This is a genomic window from Actinoplanes sp. NPDC051633, assembly GCF_040681735.1.
GTDB lineage: Bacteria > Actinomycetota > Actinomycetes > Mycobacteriales > Micromonosporaceae > Actinoplanes.
In genome coordinates this window covers 1-20,092 of record NZ_JBFAZH010000019.1, presented here as the reverse complement: position 1 = coordinate 20,092, position 20,092 = coordinate 1, and the positions used below count along the sequence as shown (strand labels likewise).

Annotated in this window: 20 protein-coding genes; 13 read left to right on the top strand and 7 right to left on the bottom strand. The window is 71.5% G+C overall.

From position 1 onward, the window contains the following. Positions 1-357 precede the first annotated feature (357 nt). Positions 358-2,886 carry an ATP-dependent Clp protease ATP-binding subunit gene (locus tag AB0M20_RS02580; RefSeq protein ID WP_364292513.1) on the top strand — a complete coding sequence of 843 codons (2,529 nt, stop codon included), beginning with the start codon at positions 358-360 and terminating at the stop codon, positions 2,884-2,886. A 46-nt stretch (positions 2,887-2,932) separates the two neighbouring features. Here AB0M20_RS02580 and AB0M20_RS02575 read toward each other — a convergent pair whose 3' ends face one another. Next, positions 2,933-3,793: an A/G-specific adenine glycosylase gene (locus AB0M20_RS02575; RefSeq protein ID WP_364292510.1), complete on the bottom strand. Its 861-nt coding sequence runs from the start codon at positions 3,791-3,793 to the stop codon at positions 2,933-2,935. A gap of 21 nt (positions 3,794-3,814) precedes the next feature. Between AB0M20_RS02575 and AB0M20_RS02570 the strand changes: the two genes are divergently transcribed. From AB0M20_RS02570 to AB0M20_RS02555, 4 genes are all read left to right on the top strand, one after another. Then, positions 3,815-4,327, top strand: coding sequence for an ACT domain-containing protein (locus AB0M20_RS02570; protein WP_364292507.1), 513 nt, complete (start codon positions 3,815-3,817; stop codon positions 4,325-4,327). Beyond that, entirely contained in the window at positions 4,324-4,884 is a 561-nt protein-coding gene (locus AB0M20_RS02565) for a peptide deformylase (protein ID WP_364292504.1), read from the top strand. The genes AB0M20_RS02570 and AB0M20_RS02565 overlap by 4 nt, the downstream gene beginning before the upstream one ends. Positions 4,885-4,956: 72 nt before the next feature. Further along, complete coding sequence (locus tag AB0M20_RS02560; RefSeq protein ID WP_364292501.1) at positions 4,957-5,706, top strand: adhesin; 750 nt, start codon at positions 4,957-4,959, stop codon at positions 5,704-5,706. Positions 5,707-6,058: 352 nt separating this feature from the next. Continuing rightward, on the top strand, positions 6,059-6,790 hold the full coding sequence (locus tag AB0M20_RS02555) for a methyltransferase domain-containing protein (RefSeq protein WP_364292498.1): 732 nt from the start codon (positions 6,059-6,061) through the stop codon (positions 6,788-6,790). A 361-nt stretch (positions 6,791-7,151) separates the two neighbouring features. Here AB0M20_RS02555 and disA read toward each other — a convergent pair whose 3' ends face one another. From disA to AB0M20_RS02535, 4 genes are all read right to left on the bottom strand, one after another. After that, on the bottom strand, positions 7,152-8,294 hold the full coding sequence (gene disA, locus AB0M20_RS02550; protein ID WP_364292519.1) for a DNA integrity scanning diadenylate cyclase DisA: 1,143 nt from the start codon (positions 8,292-8,294) through the stop codon (positions 7,152-7,154). Positions 8,295-8,422: 128 nt separating this feature from the next. After that, the gene (radA, locus tag AB0M20_RS02545; RefSeq protein WP_364292495.1) at positions 8,423-9,826 is read right to left on the bottom strand and encodes a DNA repair protein RadA; all 1,404 of its coding nucleotides are present in this window, start codon (positions 9,824-9,826) and stop codon (positions 8,423-8,425) included. A 31-nt stretch (positions 9,827-9,857) separates the two neighbouring features. Beyond that, entirely contained in the window at positions 9,858-10,634 is a 777-nt protein-coding gene (locus AB0M20_RS02540; RefSeq protein WP_364292492.1) for a hypothetical protein, read from the bottom strand. Positions 10,635-10,724: 90 nt separating this feature from the next. Continuing rightward, complete coding sequence (locus tag AB0M20_RS02535; RefSeq protein WP_364292489.1) at positions 10,725-11,552, bottom strand: UbiA family prenyltransferase; 828 nt, start codon at positions 11,550-11,552, stop codon at positions 10,725-10,727. Here AB0M20_RS02535 and AB0M20_RS02530 point away from each other — a divergent pair. The 4 genes from AB0M20_RS02530 to AB0M20_RS02515 are packed head-to-tail and all read left to right on the top strand — an operon-like array spanning position 11,551 to position 14,973. Then, positions 11,551-12,315, top strand: a complete 765-nt coding sequence (locus tag AB0M20_RS02530) for a methyltransferase domain-containing protein (RefSeq protein ID WP_364292486.1) — start codon at positions 11,551-11,553, stop codon at positions 12,313-12,315. The two genes, AB0M20_RS02535 and AB0M20_RS02530, sit on opposite strands and share 2 nt — an antisense overlap. Further along, positions 12,312-13,466 carry an acyl-CoA dehydrogenase family protein gene (locus tag AB0M20_RS02525; protein ID WP_364292483.1) on the top strand — a complete coding sequence of 385 codons (1,155 nt, stop codon included), beginning with the start codon at positions 12,312-12,314 and terminating at the stop codon, positions 13,464-13,466. The genes AB0M20_RS02530 and AB0M20_RS02525 overlap by 4 nt, the downstream gene beginning before the upstream one ends. Next, positions 13,460-14,518 (top strand): type III polyketide synthase, encoded by a 1,059-nt coding sequence (locus tag AB0M20_RS02520; RefSeq protein WP_364292480.1) that lies wholly within the window; start codon positions 13,460-13,462, stop codon positions 14,516-14,518. Before AB0M20_RS02525 ends, AB0M20_RS02520 begins: the two co-directional genes overlap by 7 nt. After that, positions 14,515-14,973: a DUF6023 family protein gene (locus tag AB0M20_RS02515; protein ID WP_364292477.1), complete on the top strand. Its 459-nt coding sequence runs from the start codon at positions 14,515-14,517 to the stop codon at positions 14,971-14,973. Before AB0M20_RS02520 ends, AB0M20_RS02515 begins: the two co-directional genes overlap by 4 nt. 160 nt (positions 14,974-15,133) lie before the next feature. Here the strand turns inward: AB0M20_RS02515 and AB0M20_RS02510 are convergent, their stop codons facing one another. Then, on the bottom strand, positions 15,134-15,901 hold the full coding sequence (locus tag AB0M20_RS02510) for a hypothetical protein (protein WP_364292474.1): 768 nt from the start codon (positions 15,899-15,901) through the stop codon (positions 15,134-15,136). Positions 15,902-16,231: 330 nt separating this feature from the next. Between AB0M20_RS02510 and AB0M20_RS02505 the strand changes: the two genes are divergently transcribed. The 4 genes from AB0M20_RS02505 (at position 16,232) to AB0M20_RS02490 (ending at position 19,259) form a co-directional block, all read left to right on the top strand. Then, complete coding sequence (locus AB0M20_RS02505; RefSeq protein WP_041832964.1) at positions 16,232-16,717, top strand: CarD family transcriptional regulator; 486 nt, start codon at positions 16,232-16,234, stop codon at positions 16,715-16,717. A 64-nt stretch (positions 16,718-16,781) separates the two neighbouring features. Further along, a complete protein-coding gene (ispD, locus tag AB0M20_RS02500; RefSeq protein WP_364292471.1) occupies positions 16,782-17,459 on the top strand; it encodes a 2-C-methyl-D-erythritol 4-phosphate cytidylyltransferase in 678 nt (225 codons plus the stop codon). Positions 17,460-17,580: 121 nt separating this feature from the next. After that, on the top strand, positions 17,581-18,081 hold the full coding sequence (gene ispF, locus AB0M20_RS02495; RefSeq protein WP_364292516.1) for a 2-C-methyl-D-erythritol 2,4-cyclodiphosphate synthase: 501 nt from the start codon (positions 17,581-17,583) through the stop codon (positions 18,079-18,081). Further along, on the top strand, positions 18,078-19,259 hold the full coding sequence (locus tag AB0M20_RS02490; protein WP_364292468.1) for a hypothetical protein: 1,182 nt from the start codon (positions 18,078-18,080) through the stop codon (positions 19,257-19,259). The genes ispF and AB0M20_RS02490 overlap by 4 nt, the downstream gene beginning before the upstream one ends. A gap of 254 nt (positions 19,260-19,513) precedes the next feature. Here the strand turns inward: AB0M20_RS02490 and AB0M20_RS02485 are convergent. Next, the coding region (locus AB0M20_RS02485; protein ID WP_364292465.1) for an ROK family protein at positions 19,514-20,092 on the bottom strand (579 nt) is incomplete at its 5' end.

Below are 20,092 nucleotides of genomic sequence, written 5' to 3'. Positions count from 1 at the left end.
AGTCGAGAACGAGGGTCCGTGGTGCTGCGAGCGCCACGGACCCTCGACTTTTCGCGCGGCCTTCGGTCTCGGTGCGTACGGTTATCCACAGGGGTGGACGACGTTGTCCACAGGCTGTGGACGGGGGCTCCGATTTCGCTGTGCGCGTACTCCCGCAGTGTGGGGAACAGGGGTTGAGCGTGCGAAGTTGGGGAGAGCATCGTCGCCAGGAGTCTCGTTCGGGCCGGTGAGGGGCCAGCGGGGCCATCCGGCGGCGATAGAGTTACAGCACGGGCATCACCGATGCCCGTGCGCTGGCCCCGCCAGCTGTTGAGACAGGCTCAGCATTGGCGCACGGCACGTGAGGAGCACGAGGGCATGTTCGAGCGGTTCACCGACCGAGCGCGACGGGTTGTCGTCCTGGCCCAAGAAGAGGCCCGGATGCTCAACCACAACTACATCGGCACAGAGCACATCCTGCTCGGCCTGATCCACGAGGGCGAGGGCGTCGCCGCGAAGGCTCTGGAGAGCCTCGGCATCTCCCTCGAGGGGGTCCGGCAGCAGGTTGAGGAAATCATCGGCCAGGGTCAGCAGGCGCCGAGCGGGCACATCCCGTTCACGCCGCGCGCCAAGAAGGTGCTGGAGCTCTCGCTGCGCGAGGCGTTGCAGCTGGGCCACAACTACATCGGCACCGAGCACATCCTGCTCGGGCTGATCCGCGAGGGCGAGGGCGTCGCCGCCCAGGTGCTGGTCAAGCTCGGCGCCGACCTCAACCGGGTCCGCCAGCAGGTCATCCAGCTTCTGTCGGGTTACCAGGGCAAGGAGCCGGCCGCCGCGGGCGCTGCGCCCGGCGAGGCCGCGCCGTCCACCTCGCTGGTCCTCGACCAGTTCGGGCGCAACCTGACGCAGGCCGCCCGCGAGGGCAAGCTCGACCCGGTCATCGGGCGCGAGAAGGAGATCGAGCGGGTCATGCAGGTGCTGTCCCGCCGCACCAAGAACAACCCGGTCCTGATCGGTGAACCCGGCGTCGGCAAGACCGCCGTGGTCGAGGGGCTGTCCCAGTCCATCGTCAAGGGCGAGGTGCCCGAGACGCTGAAGGACAAGCAGCTCTACACGCTCGACCTGGGCGCGCTGGTGGCCGGTTCCCGTTACCGCGGTGACTTCGAGGAGCGCCTGAAGAAGGTGCTGAAGGAGATCCGTACCCGCGGCGACATCATCCTGTTCATCGACGAGATCCACACCCTGGTGGGTGCGGGCGCGGCCGAGGGCGCGATCGACGCGGCCTCGATCCTCAAGCCGATGCTGGCCCGGGGCGAGCTGCAGACCATCGGCGCGACCACCCTGGACGAGTACCGCAAGCACCTGGAGAAGGACGCCGCGCTCGAGCGCCGCTTCCAGCCCATCCAGGTCGGCGAGCCGTCGCTGGCGCACACCATCGAGATACTGAAGGGTCTGCGCGACCGCTACGAGGCGCACCACCGGATCAGCATCACCGACGCCGCCCTGGTGGCGGCGGCGACGCTGGCCGACCGGTACATCTCGGACCGCTTCCTGCCGGACAAGGCGATCGACCTGATCGACGAGGCCGGCGCCCGGATGCGCATCCGCCGGATGACCGCGCCGCCGGACCTGCGTGACTTCGACGAGCGCATCGCCCAGGTGCGGCGCGACAAGGAGTCCGCGATCGACGCGCAGGACTTCGAGCGGGCCGCCCAGCTGCGCGACAAGGAGAAGCAGCTCCTGGGGCAGAAGGCGCAGCGGGAGAAGGAGTGGAAGGCCGGCGACCTGGACGTGGTGTCCGAGGTCGACGACGAGCAGATCGCCGAGGTCCTGGGCAACTGGACCGGCATCCCGGTCTACAAGCTGACCGAGGAGGAGACCTCCCGGCTGCTCCGCATGGAGGATGAGCTGCACAAGCGGGTCATCGGCCAGGAGGACGCGGTCCAGGCGGTGTCCAAGGCGATCCGGCGCACCCGGGCCGGCCTCAAGGACCCGAAGCGCCCGTCCGGCTCGTTCATCTTCGCCGGCCCGTCCGGTGTCGGTAAGACCGAGCTCTCCAAGGCGCTCGCCGAGTTCCTGTTCGGCTCCGAGGACGCTCTGATCCAGCTCGACATGTCCGAGTTCCACGACCGCTACACGGTGTCCCGCCTGGTCGGTGCGCCTCCCGGATACGTGGGCTACGACGAGGGCGGTCAGCTGACGGAGAAGGTGCGGCGCAAGCCGTTCTCGGTGGTCCTCTTCGACGAGATCGAGAAGGCTCACCCCGACGTCTTCAACACGCTCCTGCAGATCCTCGAGGACGGCCGGCTCACCGACGGTCAGGGCCGCATCGTGGACTTCAAGAACACGGTGATCATCCTGACCACCAACCTGGGCACGCGTGACGTGGCCAAGGCGGTGTCGCTCGGCTTCCAGGCCTCCGAGGCCGAGGAGAGCAACTACGAGCGGATGAAGCAGAAGGTCAACGACGAGCTGAAGAACCACTTCCGCCCGGAGTTCCTCAACCGCATCGACGACACGATCGTCTTCCACCAGCTCCGCCAGGACGAGATCCTGCAGATCGTCGACATCTTCGTGTCCCGCATCGAGGCCCAGCTCAAGAACAAGGACATGGGCCTCGAGCTGACCGACACGGCGAAGAAGTTCCTGGCGAACAAGGGCTTCGACCCGGTGCTGGGCGCCCGGCCGCTGCGCCGGACCATCCAGCGCGAGCTGGAGGACACACTGTCCGAGCAGATCCTCTTCAACGAGCTGCGCCCCGGCCAGATCGTGGTCGTGGACTGCGAGGGCGACCCGGCGGTCGTCGAGAAGAGCAAGCTCACCTTCACCGGCGCCGACCGTGGATCCACGGTTCCCGACGCGGTGCCGGCCGACCTCGGCGCGGCCACGCCCGCCGCGGAGGAGTAGGCAGCAAGCAGTGAGTTCGGCCCGGCGCGAAAGCGCCGGGCCGTTTTCATGGCAGAGCGAAAAGCTCGCCGTCGGGTACGACCAAACCGTCCTCGACCAGGCCGGCCAGCGCCCGCGCCCGTTGCACCTCGTCACTCCACACGAGGTCGAGGCGCTGGCGCGGGACCGGGCCGGTGGCGTGCCGCAGCACCTCCATCAGCAGGCCGCGCACGTGCCGGTCGGTGCCGGCGTAGCGCTGGGGCTTGCGGCTGGGGCCGTCGGGCAGCTTCGCGCCGGAGGCCCGCCAGAGGCATTCCGTCTCGAATGGGCAGATCGGGCAGCGAGGTGATCTCGCCGTGCAGACCAGAGCGCCCAGCTCCATGAAGGCGATGCTCGCGCGGGCGGCCCGCGGCGGGTCTTCCGGGAGCAGATCCGACATGGCCACCAGATCAGCCGTGGTCGTCGCGGGCCCCGCATCGGGCTGACCCTCGACCGCGCGGGAGACCACCCGGCGCACGTTCGTGTCCACGACCGGGTGACGTTGCCCGAAAGCGAAGGTGGCCACCGCCCGCGCGGTGTAGGTGCCGATGCCCGGCAACGCCAGCAGGTCATCCAGATCGGCGGGCACCTGGCCGCCGAACGAGTTCTGGATCGCCACCGCGCAGGCGTGCAACCGCATCGCCCGGCGTGGATACCCGAGCCGCCCCCACATGCGAATCGCCTCGCCGGGCGTATCGGCGGCCAGGTCGGCGGGCCTCGGCCAGCGGGTCATCCACGAGCGCCAGGCGGGCTCCACCCGTACCACCGGGGTCTGCTGCAGCATCACCTCGCTGACCAGCACCCCCCACGGGGTTGTTTCGGGCTGCCGCCACGGAAGGTCGCGGGCGTTGTCGTCGTACCAGGCGATGGCGTTGTCGGCGAGCGTCATAACGACCCTTACTGTAGGCGTGTGCACGAGCTCGCCATCACCGTGATCGGCCCGGACCGCACCGGGATCGTGGCCGACGTCGCCGAGGTCCTCGCGGGCGTCGGCGCCAACCTCTCCGACTCCACCATGACCCGGCTGCGCGGCCACTTCGCGATGACGCTGATCTGCACGGGGCCGTCCGCCGCCGAGGTGGAGAAGGCGCTCGAGCCGCTCACCGCCGACGGCCGGCTGGTCGCGACCGTCCGTGCGGTGCAGCCCGAGGCGGATGCGGCGGTGAACGGCGAGCCGTACCTGGTGAGCGTCCACGGCGCCGACCGGCTGGGCATCGTCGCGGCGGTCACCCGGGTGGTCTCGGCCGCCGGCGGCAACATCACCGACCTCACCACCCGGCTGACCGGGCCGCTCTACGTGCTGATCGCCGAGGTGGACGTGCCGCCGGGCAGCGCCGACATCCTCGCCGAGCAGCTCGCCGTGGCGGCCAACGAGCTGGGCGTCGACGTCAGCCTGCGCCGCGCCGAGTCGGAGATCCTGTGACCGACCCGCTCGACTCTCCACTCGACTGGAAACCCGACCAGCTCGGTGTCGAGGGCCGGGTCCTGCCCGTGGTCACCGCGCCCGCTACGGTGCTGAGCGCGGTCGGCGCCGAGGTGGACCCGGCCGACCCGGAGATCATCCAGCTGGCCGCCGATCTCGTCGCCACGATGCGGGTCTCGCCGGGCTGTGTCGGCCTGGCCGCGCCGCAGCTGGGAGTGGGCGCGCAGGTGTTCGTCGTCGACGTGACCGACCATCCCAAGACCGCGACGACGCACGGCACGTTCGTGCTGTGCAACGCGCGCGTGGTGGAGGCGAGCCGCTGGCGGCCCGGCCGTGAGGGCTGCATGTCCGTGCCGGACCTGACCGGCGACGTGAAACGCGCCGGCCGCGTCGTGGTCGAGGCGGTGCTTCCGGGTACGGGTGACCCGGTGCGGTTGACGACCGACGCCTTCGAGGCGCGTGCCCTGCAACACGAGATCGACCACTGCTCCGGCAAGCTGTTTCTCGATCGGGTGGCCGGTGCGCACGCCGTCTACCAGCGCAAGGTCTATCTATAGGCGAGGCGCTGTCGCGTCCCTCGGCGCGTCGCGACAGTGTGCGCATCGCTCCGGCGTACGGTGAGGCCCATCATGCGAGCAACGGTCGGACCCCTTCCGCCCGCCGTGTACTGGCGGCGCCGAGCCGTGGTGCTGGGAGCACTGCTGCTCGTCGTCATCGTGTCCTTCGTCTCGTGCGGTGGTGACGGCGATGACGACAAGCGCGGCGGCAAGGGCACGGGCGCGTCGCAGGCGCCGACCCCGGCTCCGGAGGGCTCCGAGCCGGAGGAGGAGCCGTCCTTCTCGGACGCGCTGCCCAACGGCGGCCCTTCGCTCCCCGCGCCGGAGGACCTGCAGTCCGGCAACCCCAATCCGAACCCCAATCCGGGTACGAACCCGTCGCAGCCCGTGACCGGCAACAACGCCAACGTGACGGCGCCGACCGACGGCTCCTGCGCCGACCAGGAGCTCACGCTCACTCCGCTGCCGGCCTCGAACGCGGTGAAGCGCGGCGTCCCCCTGGTGATCCGCCTCAAGATCAAGAACATTTCGACCCGCTCGTGTACGCGTGACCTCGGCGCCGGCGCCCAGGAGCTGTACCTCGACCAGGGCGCTCGCAAGTACTGGTCCTCGGACACGTGCAGCGCCGACCGCAGCACGAACCCGACGACCATGCGCCCCGGCAGCGAGTATGAGTACACGGTCACCTGGAACGGCCGCCAGAGCAGCAAGTGCCAGGCGGCCATGCCGGCGGGCCCGGCCCCGCCCCCGGGCCACTTCGAGCTCCGCGCCCGCCTCGGCACAAAGGTCAGCGACCCGGTAACGGTAAGCATCTCCGCCTAGCACCGACGTGCGCGTGGCAACCACAAAGACTGGTAGCCCAGCCCCTTCGGCCGGCCCTGTTGGGTCTCGGCGGGTGGCGGCAAGCAAGAGTGGTAGCCGGACCCCCGTTCGCGGGCTCGCTTGGGTGGGTGGGCTACCACTTTGGGTCCGGGGAGTCGTGGCAAGCCAAGAGTGGTAGCCGAGCCCCCTTTCGGGGGCCCGGTTGAGTGGGTGGGCTACCACTTTGGGTCCCGACGGGTCGTGGCAAGCGAACAGTGGTAGCGCAGCCCCCTTTGGCCGGCCCGGATCGGTGGGTGGGCTACCACTTTCTTATTCGGTCGCGGGCTGTGCAGGGGCGTGTGAGGATCGCGCGGTGACTTCACAGCTGTGGGGGCGCGACGTCGCGTCCAGCTATGACGAAGACGCCGCCGACATGTTCGAGCCGGCCGTGGTGACACCGATCGTCGACTTCCTCGCCGCGCTCGCCGAGCCCGGGCGTCGCGCTCTCGAGTTCGCCATCGGCACCGGCCGGATCGCCCTCCCGATGAGCGAGCGCGGCATCTCGATGGCCGGCATCGAATTGTCCGAGGCGATGCTCGACGTGCTGCGGGCCAAGCCCGGCGCCGACCGCCTCGAGATCGTCAACGGAGACATGTCCGCCGATACGGTCGACGGCGAGTTCGACGTGGTCTACCTAGTCTTCAACACGATCTCGAACCTGCTCACCCAGGCCGCGCAGGTCGCCTGCTTCCGCAACGCGGCCCGCCACCTCCGCCCAGGTGGCCACTTCGTGATCGAGAACGGGGTGCCCGACCTGCGCCGCCTCCCACCCGGCGCGGTCGCCGTCCCGTTCACGGTCGCCGAGGACCGGGTCGGCTTCGACACTTACGACCTGCTCCACCAGCGCCTGACCTCACATCACTACCGCATCACCGAGGGCAGGGCGGGCGTCTTCCACTCCCACCATCGCTACGCGTGGCCGGCGAAGCTGGACCTGATGGCCGAGCTGGCCGGCATGACCTTGACGGAGCGGTGGGCGGACTGGCAGCGGGCCGAATTCACGGCAGACAGCGGCTCACACGTCTCCGTGTGGGCGAAGCCGTAGCTCCGGCCGCAGCCGGGGGCGACCGGCCGGCACCGCGGCCGTCGGGAGCCCGTCGCATCGAGTCGAACGGACAAAACCGGCACCGCGGGCCCCGCCGCCACCCCCACCCCGGCACTGGGTGGGCTCCAAGTTAGGCCTCAGGTACGACAGTTTTCGGCGGAGCCACACAGGCTCGGGCGCCTCCCGGCGGCGGTAGGCAGGTGCGGCGGTTGCGGCGTGCGGGTTGACGAGCGCGGCCGGGTTGAGAGGCGCCGCGCGTCGAAGGTGCGGCGGTTGGCTGGTCTTGTCGGGTGGCTGGGCCGCGGCCGGAAGGCCTGGTGAGCCGCTCCAACGATGGCGCTGCGGGGGAGAGCGGCCGCTGTCAGACGTAGCGCTCGAGGATGGAGGCCTCCGCCAAGCGGGAGAGGCCCTCCCGGACCCCTCGGGCGCGGGCGTCGCCCACCCCCTCGACCGCCTGCAAGTCCTCCACCGTGGCGCCCAGCAGCCGCTGCAAGCTGCCGAAGTGGTCCACCAACCGGTCCACGATCGGGCTCGGGAGCCGCGGCACCTTGGCCAGCAGCCGGAAACCGCGCGGGCTCACCGCCGCGTCCAGCGCGTCGGTCGCCGCGGCGTAGCCGATCGCCTTCGCCACCGCCACCAGGTCGATCATCTCGGTGGCTGTCAGCAGGTCGAGCTCCACCAGCGCCTCGTCGAGCGTGCGCGACCTGCGCCCCGTCGGCAGGTAGTCGCGGATCACCAGCGTGCGGTCCGCGTCGACGCCGGCCATCAGCTCGTCGAGCTGCAGCGCGAGCAGCCGGCCGTCGGTGCCGAGCTCCACCACGTACCCGGAGATCTCGTCCGCGATCCGGCGCACCATCTCGAGCCGTTGCACCACCGACACCGCGTCGCGGACCGTGACCAGGTCCTCGATCTCCAGCGCCGACAGCGTGCCGGACACCTCGTCCAGCCGCAGCTTGTAGCGCTCCAGCGTGGCCAGGGCCTGGTTGGCCCGGGACAGGATGGCCGCCGAGTCGTCGAGCACGTGGCGCTGGCCGTTGACATACAGCCCGATGATCCGCATGGACTGCGAGACCGAGATGACCGGGAAGCCGGACTGCTTCGCGACCCGCTCGGCCGTGCGGTGGCGGGTGCCGGACTCCTCCGACGGGATCGACGGGTCGGGCATCAGGTGCACCGCGGCGCGCACGATGCGGGTGCCGTCGCTGGACAGCACCACCGCGCCGTCCATCTTGCACAGCTCGCGCAGCCGGGTCGCGGAGAACTCGACATCGAGCGAGAAACCGCCGGTGCAGATGCCCTCGACAACCGCGTCGTGGCCGAGAACGATCAACGCACCGGTGCGCCCCCGGAGGATTCGCTCGAGCCCGTCGCGCAGCGCCGTCCCCGGTGCCATCAAAGCGAGGTTCGCTCGCAACGGATCGCCGCTCACGCCGCCGCCGCTCAACCCGGCTTGCGTGGGAACGGTCCCACGGGCCGCCGAGCCGTTGACCCCCGGGCGCGGCACATTGCTGGGCACGGCAGGCTTTGATGGATCACGCTCGAGCGGCACCGGTACATTCTACGGACTGTCAACCACCTCAACGAGCCGCGGTGCGAGGAATGCTCCGTAGCGTGATGATCTGTGACTCTGCGTCAACGGGAAGCGGAGAATCGGGCCGCGGACTGCAACGCCGTACGCAGATCCGCGACCTCGACCACCTCCATGCCGCGCGGCACCCCGCCCGTCGCGTCGGCGCCGCAGCCGGGCGGCACCAGCGCCACCTTGAAGCCCAGCCGCGCCGCCTCGGCCAGCCGCCGCCCGACCGCGCCCACGCGACGGATCTCGCCGGTCAGGCCCACCTCGCCGATCGCCACCAGATGCGGCGCCATGGCCAGATCCAGCCCGCCGGAGGCCACCGCCAGCGCCATCGCCAGGTCGGCGGACGGCTCGACCAGCCGGATGCCACCGACCGTGGCGGCGAACACCTCGCGGTTGTAGAGCTTCAGCTGCTTGGTGCGGCGCTCCAGCACGGCGAGCACCATGGCCAGCCGGGCGCTGTCGAGACCCGACACAGTGCGCCGCGGTGAACCTTGCACCTCGGCGCCGATGAGTGCCTGCACCTCGGTGACGAGCGCGCGCCGGCCCTCCATCGCGACCGTCACGCAGGTGCCGGGCACCGGCTCCTGATAGCGCGTCAGGAACAGCCCGGACGGGTCGGCCAGGCTGCTGATGCCGCTCTCGTGCATCTCGAAGCACCCGACCTCGTCGGCCGCGCCGAACCTGTTCTTCACACCGCGCACCAGACGCAGCGACGAATGCTTGTCGCCCTCGAAGTGCAGCACCACGTCGACCAGGTGCTCGAGCACGCGAGGGCCGGCGACCTGTCCGTCTTTGGTCACATGGCCGACGAGTACGGTGGCGATCCCGCGCTCCTTGGCCACGCTCACCACCGCCGCGGTGACCGCGCGCACCTGGGTGACCCCACCGGGCACGCCCTCGGTGCCCTGCGTCGAGATGGTCTGCACCGAGTCGAGCACCAGCAGACCCGGCTTCACCGCGTCGAGATGGCCGAGCACCGAACCCAGGTCACTCTCGGAAGCCAGGTAGAGCTGGTCGTGCAGCGCACCGAGCCGCTCGGCGCGCAGCCGCACCTGCGAAACCGACTCCTCGCCGCTGACCACGAGCGACGGTGTCCCCGCGCCGGCCGCCCACTGCTGCGCCACGTCGAGCAACAGCGTCGACTTGCCCACGCCCGGCTCACCCGCGAGCAGCACCACGGCGCCCGGGACCAGGCCACCGCCGAGGACGCGGTCGAGCTCGCTGACGTTGGTGGGGACGGCACGGGCCGGCGCGGCGCTGATCTGGGCGATCGGACGGGCCGGCTCGGACGGCAGCCGTGAGCTGACCACCCGGCCGGACACGGTCGGACCGGTCACGGTGGACTCGATCACCGAGCCCCACTCGTTGCACTCGGGGCATCGGCCGAGCCACTTGGGCGGCTGATGCCCGCAGGCGTCGCAGACGAAGGCGGGTCGGGCGGTCTTGGTTGGACTCACCGGCACAAGCTATCCGCCGGGTACGACAAAGTTAGTTCTCGCCGCGTTCAGTGCCCTCTTCGTCCCCGGGCTCCCTGTTCTCACCGGGGACGGCCGAGCCGCGCGGCGCCGGCGACAGCGGCACGCCCACCGGCGCCTGCAGCGTGAGCCGCTGGCCGTTGCTGAACTCGAAGGTCAGACTCACCGCGGAGCCCGGCGCCAGCTGGTCGGACAGCCCGGCCACCGTGAGCATCTCCGTGTCGCCGGGCAGGAACGACACGGTGCCCAGCGGCTCGATCGTGATGCGTGCGGGCTGCAGCGGCTCGGTCGCCGGCGCCTGCGACGGCAGGGCGGGGGCGGCGGTGTCGGACGCGTCCGGCGACGGGATGTTGTCCGGCGTCTCGGTGTCCGGCGTGGCCGGTGGCCGGCTGCCGGACGGCTCGGGCGCGGCGCTCTCGGAGGTGGCGGGACTGGCGGCGGTCGAGCCACCGGTCAGGCCGACCTGCCGGGCCGAGACGACCTGTGCGCCCGGGGTGGCCGCCGGCGTGCTCGTGATGTTGACGACCAGCGGCTGCGTGGTCCGGTTGTAGATGGCCACCTCGACCGGCGCGTTCTCGCCGGCGCGGTAGCCCTCCGGGCCGTTGTAGACGATCTGGAGGTTGCGGATCGCCGCCGTGCTGTCGGCGGTGTCCGCGTTGACGCCGGCATTCGACGGCTTCTTCAACGCCGTCTCGGCGACCTGCCCGGCACTGCACGCGGACAGTGCGAATGCAGCGGCCGTGGCGAGGCCCGCGGCCAGCGTGGCGCGGCGGACACCTGACAGGCGCATCTTCAGCCTCCAACGTCGGACAGTGGCTAAGCGCCAGCCTAGAGGGCGGTGATCCGGCCCGTGCGGCGACCCGTCCATTCCCACCTGTTCTCAAATGACACTGCCGCTGAACACCAGCAGCAGCACGTCGATCAGGGCCACCAGGATCACAGCGCGGAACATCGCCACCGGCCGCCCCGCCGCCCTCCTGGCCGCGTACCAGCCGAGGGGAAGGACCACGACGGCGGCCGCGACCGCCGCTATGCCCGGCCACGACGGCGGCCCGGAGGGTCCGAAGACCAGCGTGAGCGTGGCGGCCAGCAGCAACCCACCCGCCGCGAGCTGCGACCAGCCCGCGCCCATCCGGTGCGGCAGGCCGCGCACGCCGGTCGCGGCGTCGTCGGCCAGGTCGGGCAGCACGTTGGCGAAGTGCGCCCCGCCGCCCAGCAGGGCACCGGCCGCGACCAGCCAGGCCGGGGGCGCCGGATGCCCGGGCAGCGCCACCACCACGAAGGCCGGCAGCAGGCCGAAGGCCACTAGATAGGGCAGGAGGGAGAAAGCAGTGGATTTCAGCGGCCAGTCGTAGAGCAGCGCGAAGACCCCGACCAGCGTGATGCACAGCGTCGCCGCAGGTCCGAAGGGCAACCCGAGCACCGGGATCAGCAAGGACGAGATCAGACCCGCGATGCCGACGGTACGACGGGAGACCTCGCCGGACGCCACCGGCTTGTCGGTGCGCCCCGCCACCCGGTCACGATCCGCGTCGAGCCAGTCGTTCACCCAGCCCACCGACAGCTGCGTCGCCCCGACCGCGGCCGCCACCCCGAGGATCGCCCAGCCGCGATGTCCCACACCCACCGCGAGCAGGGTCATCGCCAAGGTCACCGCCCCGCCCGGCTCGGGATGCGACGACTTCAGCAGGGCCAGGGCGCGGGACATGAGAGCAGTGTGGTGGTTCAGCCGCCCGCGTGCCACGCTCGATCACATGCTCGGCGTACGCAATGACCCGCGTCAGTACGACGACCTGGCCGGGGAGTGGTGGCGGCCGGGCGGGACCTTCGAGATCCTGCACTGGCTGGCGGCGGCGCGCGGGGCCCTCGTACCCGAGGCATCCCGCTCCGGGGCGGTGCTGATCGACGCCGGCTGCGGCGCCGGACTCCTCGCCCCGCACGTCCGCCACCTCGGCTATCGGCATGTCGGCGTCGACCTGCAGCGGTCCGGCCTGGAGCAGGCCGCCCGGCGCGGCGTAACCCCGGTCGGCGGTGACGTGACCGCCCTGCCGATCGGCGACGGCTGCGCCGATGTGGTGGTGGCCGGCGAGATCCTCGAGCACGTCGCCGATCTGCCGGGCACGGTCGCCGAGCTGTGCCGGGTGCTGCGGCCCGGGGGCATGGTGGTGCTCGACACGGTTAACCGGACGGCGCTCGGGAAGTTCATCACCGTCACTGCCGGGGAGAAGCTGAGAATCGCGCCGCTCGGCATTCACGATCCGGCGCTGTTCGTCGATCCGGGCGAACTGACGGGTCAATTCGCGCGGCACGGCGTCAAGCTGCGAGTGCGCGGGATCCGTCCGACACTGAGCGGGTTGGTGCGCTGGCTGGTCCTGCCGGGGCCGGCCGACGGGCGACCGCTCGGCCGGGTGGTGCCCACCTGTTCGAAGGCCGTGCTTTACCAGGGGATCGGACGCAAGGAGCGCACATGATCGACGAGGCCCGGCGGCTGGCGCCCCGGTTCGCGGCCCGTGCCGAGGAGCACGACCGGGCCGGCGTGTTCCCGGCCGAGGACTTCGCCGACCTGCGGTCGGCGGGCCTGTTCGGACTGATGGCGCCCCGCCGGCTGGGTGGTGCGGGCGCGGGTTTCGCGGAGTACGCGTCGGTCGCGTACGAGCTGGCCCGCGGCAACGGCGCCACCGCCCTGATCTTCAACATGCACGCCTCGGTGACGGGCGCGCTGGCTGCGGTGACCGACGAGCTCGCCGACGCCCTCGGTCTGCCGCCGTCCGCGCTGGCCGCCCGGGACGAGTACCTGACGGCGGCCGCCGAGGGCAGCTGGTATGCGGTTGCGATGAGCGAGCGCGGCGCCGGCTCGAGGCTCTCCCAGATCAGCACGGTCTACGAGCCGGTCGACGGCGGCTTCCACATCAAGGGCAGCAAGACCTTCTGCTCCGGCGCCGGGCACGCCGACGGTTACCTGGTCGCCGCCCGGAAGGCCGACGACCCGTCGCAGGTCAGCCAGTTCATCGTGCCGCCCGGCGAGGGTCTGCGGGTGGAGGAGACCTGGGATGCGCTCGGCATGCGGGCCACCGGCTCCAACGACCTGCACCTGGACGTGACCGTTCCGGAGGGTGCGCTGCTCGGCGGGGTGGAGGGGCTCGCGCTGGTGGTGGCCCAGCTCTCGCCGCACTGGATGGTCGCCAGCTACGCCGCGGTCTACACCGGTGTGGCCCGGTCCTCGGTCGATGCGGCGGTCGAGCACGTGAACGCTCGCAAGCTCGGCCACCTGCCCGCGGTCCGCGCCCGCCTCGGCCGGGCCGACGCCCAGGTCGCGGCGGCTCACCTGGCGGTGATGGAGGCCGCCCGCCGGGTCGACGAGCGGCCCGGCGAGGACGAGACCAACCGGTGGGTCTGGCGGGCCAAGCTGCTCGCCGGCACGACGGCCGCCGACGTCGCCGCCTCGATGCTGGAGGCGGCCGGCACGTCGGCGATGCGCCGTGGCCACCCGCTGGAACGGCTCTACCGCGACGCCCGCGCCGGCTCGTTGCAGCCGGCCACCTCGGACGTCTGCGCGGACTGGCTCGGGGTGGCCGCCATCGGCGGCGACCCCGATTCCGAGGGGTCGGCTCCGCGATGGTGACCGCATCCGTCACGGGCATCGGCACGGCCTTTCCGCCGCAGGCCGCGCAGGACGACCTCTGGGAGGGCTATTTCGACCGGCACTACGAGGGCGGCCGGCGCGGGCTGGCGAAGCGGATCTTCGCCAACTCGGGCGTGCGTACCCGGCAGGCCGCGGTCAGCCCGCTGCTCGAGGACGTGTCGGACTGGTCGACCGAGCGCCGGATGCGCCGCTTCCAGGTCGAGGCGGTGCCGCTGGGCAAGGAGGCGGTGGGCCGGGCGCTGACCGACGCGGGGCTGAGCGCGGACGAGATCGGACTGTTCGCGGTCTGCTCGTGCACCGGGTACGCGACTCCGGGCCTGGACATCCTGCTCGCGCGTGACCTCGGCATGTCACCCACCGTGCAGCGTCTCTTCGTCGGCCACATGGGCTGTTACGCCGCGTTGCCCTCGCTCGGGGCGGTGTCCGACTTCGTGGTCGCCCGCGAGCGGCCGGCGCTGCTGCTCTGCGCCGAGCTGACCAGCCTGCACCTGCAGCCGGCCGGCGCCCGCGCCGACATCCAGCAGATCGTGTCGCACGCGCTGTTCTCGGACGCCGCGGCCGCCGTCGTGGTCACTCCGGGATCGTCCGGGTACGCGGTCAAGGAGGTCTGCGCGGTCACCGACACGACCACGGCCGACCACATGACCTGGGAGGTCACCGACCTGGGCTTCCGGATGGGCCTGTCGCCGCAGGTGCCGTCGGTGCTCGCGCTGCACGTGCGCAAGATGATCGACGACCTGCTGTCGCGGCACGGCCTGACGATCGGCGACGTGGACGGCTGGGCGGTGCACCCGGGCGGCCCCAAGATCCTGGACGTGGTCGGCGAGCAGCTGGGCCTGGCCGACGACGCGCTGGCCGCGTCCCGGGGCGTGTTGTCCGCGTACGGAAATTGCTCGTCACCGACCGTGCTGCTGGTGCTGGACGCGCTCCGCAAGCTCGAACGCCCGCCGCATCGCGTGGTGATGCTCGCCTTCGGTCCCGGGCTGACCCTGTACGGCACGCTTCTGGAAGGCCCTACGCTTGCGGCGTGACTGAAGAGCGCAGCCGCGGTGTCGTGCTCTACACGTTGACCGGGCTGCTGCTCGCCGGTGGCGGCGTGTGGTTCGTTCGGTCGGCCCCGGAGACGGGGACCGATCCGCGGCTGGCGGCCTGGCAGGAGACGGCCGAGCAGGTGCTGCCCGACCAGCCGCTGCAGGCCGACGCCGAGACGATCGTGCTGCGCGGCGACTTGGCGGCCGAGCGGAGCAATCCCGTCGAGAGCGGCTTCTACGCGCTGTCGATGATCTGTGTCGGCGCGGGTCACGTGCGGGTGCGGGTCAGCGCCGGCGGCAACGACTCGGGGCTCGCGGTGCCGTGCGTGGACAAGCCGGCTCGGCACACCATCGAGGTCGGTCTGGCCACGAAGTTCTACCTGCAGGTCACGCCCGAGGAGAACGCGGGCACCGCCGTTTTCCGCTGGCAGCTGCGGCGCACCAACCGCAACTAGGCCGTGTTTCGTAGTCCGGCCGAGTGCGAGGCGAGGTCCAGAGTGTGGCTGGCATCGGGCGCGACGCGCCCTAATACCGGGTTGTATTTGGGCGCCTCGCGGCCGCTGCCAGGCGCGCTCTGGGCCACGCCGCAGCCCCGGTCGGACTACGAAACACGGCCTAAAGCTTTGCGAGGTCCGCTGAGAGGGCGTCGAACGAGAAGGCGCGGGTCTCGGTGCGGACGATCTCGCCGCCGCGCCTGACCAGGACCGCGGCCGCCGTGCCGTCGGGCGCCGCGAGGTTGAGGAAGTCGCGAAGCCCGCCCGTGGGGTCGCGCAGCTCGCGGAGCGTCTTGCCCTGCGCCTGCGGGGTCGCCCCGGTCGGCGGCGCCGTCCCGGCCGACGGGCGCCCGGACGTGACGGTGACCACCGCGACCTCCGGCCGCACCGCTGCCAGGGCGTCCTTGACGAGCTGGGCACAGGAACAACCGTCGACCATCAAGATGACCGCCGGTAGCTGAGCACTCAGAGCGACGATCTGGCCGTCGGAGCCGAGCAGATCGAGCGCCGGGAGCCGGCCGGTGGGCGCGGCCGTGCTGTTCGCCGTGCGCTGGGTCGCCGGCGAGCGGGAGGGCCCCGACCATGTCGAGGCGAAGAGGCTCGCCACCGTGACGAGCAGCGCCATCGAGATGATCAGCACGGGGGCGCGAAGGCCGGCGCCGGCGATCCGGCGCACGCGGCGGACCGCGGGCCGCGCCCTGAAGCGCTCCCATCGCGTCTGCGGCGCCGACACGGCGAGCTCGGCGCGCACGGCTCTGACCTCGTCGGCAAGCTCGGAGAGATCGTCGGGGATGACGATGACGCCCCACTCCTCGGGCAGCTCGGGGAGGTCGTTGGATTGATCGCCGTCATTGGGGCGATCGCCGCCGTCGTCGCTGAATCTGCCCACAACTCACCCTCCCCCCACACCGACCAGAAGCGTCGTTGAAGGCTCTTCAGTAGCCTCTCTCACGGATGGCCGGACCGCCAGTAGTGTTCGATTCGCGACCGGAGCGATAAGCTGGACCTCGCAAAGGTAGCTGTTCCGACATTTACGACTCGGTCTCCGGAGTCGTGACGCCATACTCACGCTGTGTCACTGAGGCAGCTCGACGTCCGCATGTCAAGCGGTAGAAAGGCCCGTCACAGGGCCTCTGAGCTGCACTAACAGTCACGGGCTGGGTGAGACAACGCTGGCTGAGCGTGTTACCCTAGACACAGCGAAAGGGGTTTCGAACCTATGGTTTTCAGTGTCGGCGAGACCGTTGTTTACCCCCACCACGGGGCCGCACTCATCGAGGCAATCGAGACTAGAACGATAAAGGGCGTGGAAAAGCAGTACCTCGTCCTCCGGGTCGCCCAGGGCGACCTGACGGTCCGTGTGCCCGCTGAGAACGCCGAGATCGTCGGCGTGCGCGAAGTGGTCGGCGAGGAAGGCCTGGGCAAGGTCTTCGACGTCCTCCGCGCTCCGCACACCGAGGAGCCGACCAACTGGTCACGGCGTTACAAGGCGAATCTCGAGAAGCTTGCCTCCGGTAACCCGCTCAAGGTTGCCGAAGTCGTTCGTGACCTCTGGCGTCGCGAGCGTGAGCGTGGTCTTTCGGCCGGGGAGAAGCGAATGCTCGCCAAGGCCCGCGACATCCTTGTCGGCGAGGTGGCCCTCGCTGAGAAGAGTACGAAGGATGAGGCGGAAGTTCTTCTCGACAAGGTCCTCACCGAGGCCTGATCGCACCAACCATCCCTCCACAGCGCTCCATCTGAGAAGGACCGCGACGTGACCGCGCAGCTCAATGCTCTCCGGTGACGTCGCGGTCCTCGTTCCGGCGGCCGGCGCCGGGGTGCGATTAGGGCCGGGGGGTCCGAAAGCGCTCCGGCTCCTTGCCGGTGAGCCCCTGCTGGTGCACGCGGTGCGCCGGGTGGCGGCCGCTCCCTCGGTGCGCGTGATCGTGGTCGCCGCCCCGGCGGCGGACGTCCCGGCGGTCCGGGAGCTGCTCGAGCCGATCGCCCCGGTGACGGTGGTGGCCGGCGGCGCGCAGCGCCAGGAGTCGGTGGCCCTGGCCCTGGCGGCGGTCCCTCCCGACGTGGAGATCGTTCTGGTCCACGATGCGGCCCGGGCGCTGACCCCGCCGGCGTTGATCGAGTCGGTGGCGGCCGCGGTCCGAGGCGGCCACCCCGCGGTGATCCCTACCCTGCCGGTGGTGGACACGATCAAGGAAGTCGGCCCTGGCGAGCTCGTGCTCGGGACGGTCGACCGGTCTGTCCTGCGAGTGGTGCAGACGCCGCAGGGGTTCCGGCGGGATGTGCTGGTCGCGGCTCATGCGGCCGCCGCCGACGCTCTCACCGACGACGCCGGCCTGGCCGAGAAGATGGGCGTCCCCGTCGTCTGCGTCCCGGGTTCGGAGTTCGCCTTGAAGATCACCCGGCCCCTGGACCTGATCCTGGCCGAGGCGCTGCTGCACGCGGACTGACCGCCTGTGGACAACCCCGGAACTTGTCGGTCGTGAGTGCTACTTTGCTGCCCACCCAGTGCCGGGGTGGGGGAGGCGGCGGCGCGCGTAAGGTGGCGGCGTGATCTTCCCGCGAGTCGGCATGGGCACCGACGTGCACGCCTTCCAGGACGGGCAGGAGTGCTGGGTCGCCGGGCTGCACTGGCCCGGAGAGGTCGGGCTGGCGGGGCACTCCGACGGCGACGTCGCCGCGCACGCCGCCTGCGATGCGCTCTTCGCGGCGGCCGGCCTGGGGGATCTCGGCAGCAACTTCGGGACCGGCCGGCCGGAGTGGGCCGGCGCCTCGGGTGTGACCCTGCTGAACGAGGCGGCTCGGCGACTGGGCAAGGCCGGCTTTCGCGTACTCAACGTGTCTGTCCAGGTGATCGGCAACCACCCCAAGATCGGCCTCCGCCGGGGCGAAGCGGAGCGAGCCCTGTCCCGGGCCGCGACGGCTCCGGTCAGCGTTTCCGGCACCACCACCGACGGCCTCGGTCTCACCGGCCGTGGCGAGGGTCTCGCCGCCACCGCTGTCGCCCTGGTCATCGAGCAGGAGCCCCAGGGCGAGTCATCTATGACGGGGTCACCTACGCTCGGTGCGTGACCGACCCGGAGACGACCCCTGAGGAGTATCGCCAGCGCGCTCTCCTCTTCGCCGGCCTGGGCCGTTACGACGATGCCGCCGCCGAGCTCGCGGCCGGTCTCGAGGCGGCGCCGGCCGACGTGGGTCTGCTGGCCACGCTGGCGCGCGTCCATCTGGCCGCGGAGCAGCCGGCCGAGGCGCTGGTCGCGGCCGATCGCGCGGTCACGGCCGCGTCGTCCGAGCTCACAGCTTTGGTGGTACGAGCCATGGCGCTGGCCGATAACCGCAGGTTCGGTGAGGCCGCCGGAGTGGCGACGGAGATCCTGACCCGGTGGCCGGCCGATCCGTACGCGCAACGCACCGGCGCGGCGCTGCTCAGCGAGTCGCGCAACGGCCAGGACGCGCTGAACGCCGCTTGGAACGGCGTGCGGGCCGCACCCGCCGAGGCCGAGGCGCACCTGGTGCTGGCCGTCGTCGCGGCCCGGCTGCGGCTCTTCGACCTGGCCCAGCGCGCCTATGCGGAGGCACTCGACCTGGACGAACGCATCGGTGACGCCCAGCGCGACGTCGGCATCGTGCGCCTGGAACGCCGCCGCTGGGCGGCAGCCCTCGAGGGGCTGGCCGACGACGCGGCGCTCGGCACGGTCGAGGCCGCGCCGCCGGCGGACCCGTGGGCGGCGGCCTCGGACGCGAAGGAGTTCCCGCGGGCGTACCCGGCGCCGGACCGGCCCGAGCCCGAACCCGCCGCTTACGACCCGACGGTCGCGGCGCGCGCCGAGACCTGGGAGCCGATTCCGGTGAGCCGCCCGACCGGCCCGGTGCTGGATCCGTCCGCGGACTCGGCGGGCGCGATCCGGCAGGCGGTGCTCTACGGCAGCAACGGCGTGCTGATTGCGGCGCTGCTCACCGCGCTGATGGCGACGGCCAGCCCGGGCGCCTCGCGGGTGTGGGCCGCCCTGATCGGCGTGATCCTCTGCGCGGCGGTGCCGATCTGGCTCTCCCGCAGACTGACCGAGCCGAGATCGGTCGCGCTGGCCCGCCTGCGCGCGAACGACCGAAGGCTGGCCTTCGCGGCCTACGCGAGCTTCGCGGCACCGGTGCTCCTGCTGCTCTACACCGCGATCGGCGGCCTGATCCCGCTGGTGGCCGCCATGGCGGTGGCCGCCGCGGCGGAGATCACCGCCCTCCTACGCCGCTGACGCAAACCGGTAGCCCACGAGGCTTCCGCCCGGCCGGATCGCCGCGGGAGCTACCACTGCGGGTCGCGGGCCGTGGTGGCAAGCAAGAAGTGGTAGCCCACGAGGCCTTCGTGGCGCCCGATGGGCTCTTGCGCTACCACTTTGTGGGGCGTGGCCGCGGCGGCCGGCCGGACCACCGACTGGGTCGCGTCTGTGGGGGGTGGGACTCGGTGCCTGCGGTTGTGGGCCGGATGGCTCGTAGCCTTCGCATGGGTTTACGTGTCTGCGATCTGCGCCAGCAGCGTCTCTCGGATCGTCGTCAAGCCCGCGTCCTGAGCGCCCTGGAGCACCGCGTCGTCCTGCAGCGAGGTCAGCTCGATCGTCGCCTGCAGCGGCGCGTTGCGGCCCATCGCCGCCGCCACGGCCTCGCGGAGCGGCTCGCCGCCCGCCTGCGCCACCTCGCCGGCCAGCACCACCATGGTCGGGTCCAGGACCGCGATCACCGCGGCCAGCCCGACCGACACCCGGTCGGCGAGCTGGGTGAAGAACGCCGCGTGGCGGGTCGGGTCCGCGGCCGCGGCCGCCACTGCCTCGGGGGGCGTCGCGCCCGGGATGCCGTGATCCCCGGCCAGCGTCAGCACCGCCGAGCCGCCGACCAGGTCCTGCAGCGCGATCTTGCTGTGGCTGGCCGAGTCGGGCGCGTAGAGCGGCATGTAACCGATCTCGCCGGCGCCGCCGCGGGCGCCCCGCATCAGCGTGCCGCCGATGTCGATGGCCAGGCCCAGGCCGTCGGCGCCGAGCCAGAGCAGCGCGAATCCGTCGGCCTCCCGGCCCACGCCGCGGCGGCGTTCGGC

Bases quoted from the DNA above. Each gene is read 5' to 3' on its own strand.
- AB0M20_RS02580 (WP_364292513.1), top strand. From the start codon at position 358: ATGTTCGAGCGGTTCACCGACCGAGCGCGACGGGTTGTCGTCCTGGCC.
- AB0M20_RS02575 (WP_364292510.1), bottom strand. From the start codon at position 3,793: ATGACGCTCGCCGACAACGCCATCGCCTGGTACGACGACAACGCCCGC.
- AB0M20_RS02560 (WP_364292501.1), top strand. From the start codon at position 4,957: ATGCGAGCAACGGTCGGACCCCTTCCGCCCGCCGTGTACTGGCGGCGC.
- AB0M20_RS02540 (WP_364292492.1), bottom strand. From the start codon at position 10,634: ATGCGCCTGTCAGGTGTCCGCCGCGCCACGCTGGCCGCGGGCCTCGCC.
- AB0M20_RS02530 (WP_364292486.1), top strand. From the start codon at position 11,551: ATGAGAGCAGTGTGGTGGTTCAGCCGCCCGCGTGCCACGCTCGATCAC.
- AB0M20_RS02535 (WP_364292489.1), bottom strand. From the start codon at position 11,552: ATGTCCCGCGCCCTGGCCCTGCTGAAGTCGTCGCATCCCGAGCCGGGC.
- AB0M20_RS02525 (WP_364292483.1), top strand. From the start codon at position 12,312: ATGATCGACGAGGCCCGGCGGCTGGCGCCCCGGTTCGCGGCCCGTGCC.
- AB0M20_RS02520 (WP_364292480.1), top strand. From the start codon at position 13,460: ATGGTGACCGCATCCGTCACGGGCATCGGCACGGCCTTTCCGCCGCAG.
- AB0M20_RS02505 (WP_041832964.1), top strand. From the start codon at position 16,232: ATGGTTTTCAGTGTCGGCGAGACCGTTGTTTACCCCCACCACGGGGCC.
- ispD (WP_364292471.1), top strand. From the start codon at position 16,782: ATGCTCTCCGGTGACGTCGCGGTCCTCGTTCCGGCGGCCGGCGCCGGG.
- ispF (WP_364292516.1), top strand. From the start codon at position 17,581: ATGGGCACCGACGTGCACGCCTTCCAGGACGGGCAGGAGTGCTGGGTC.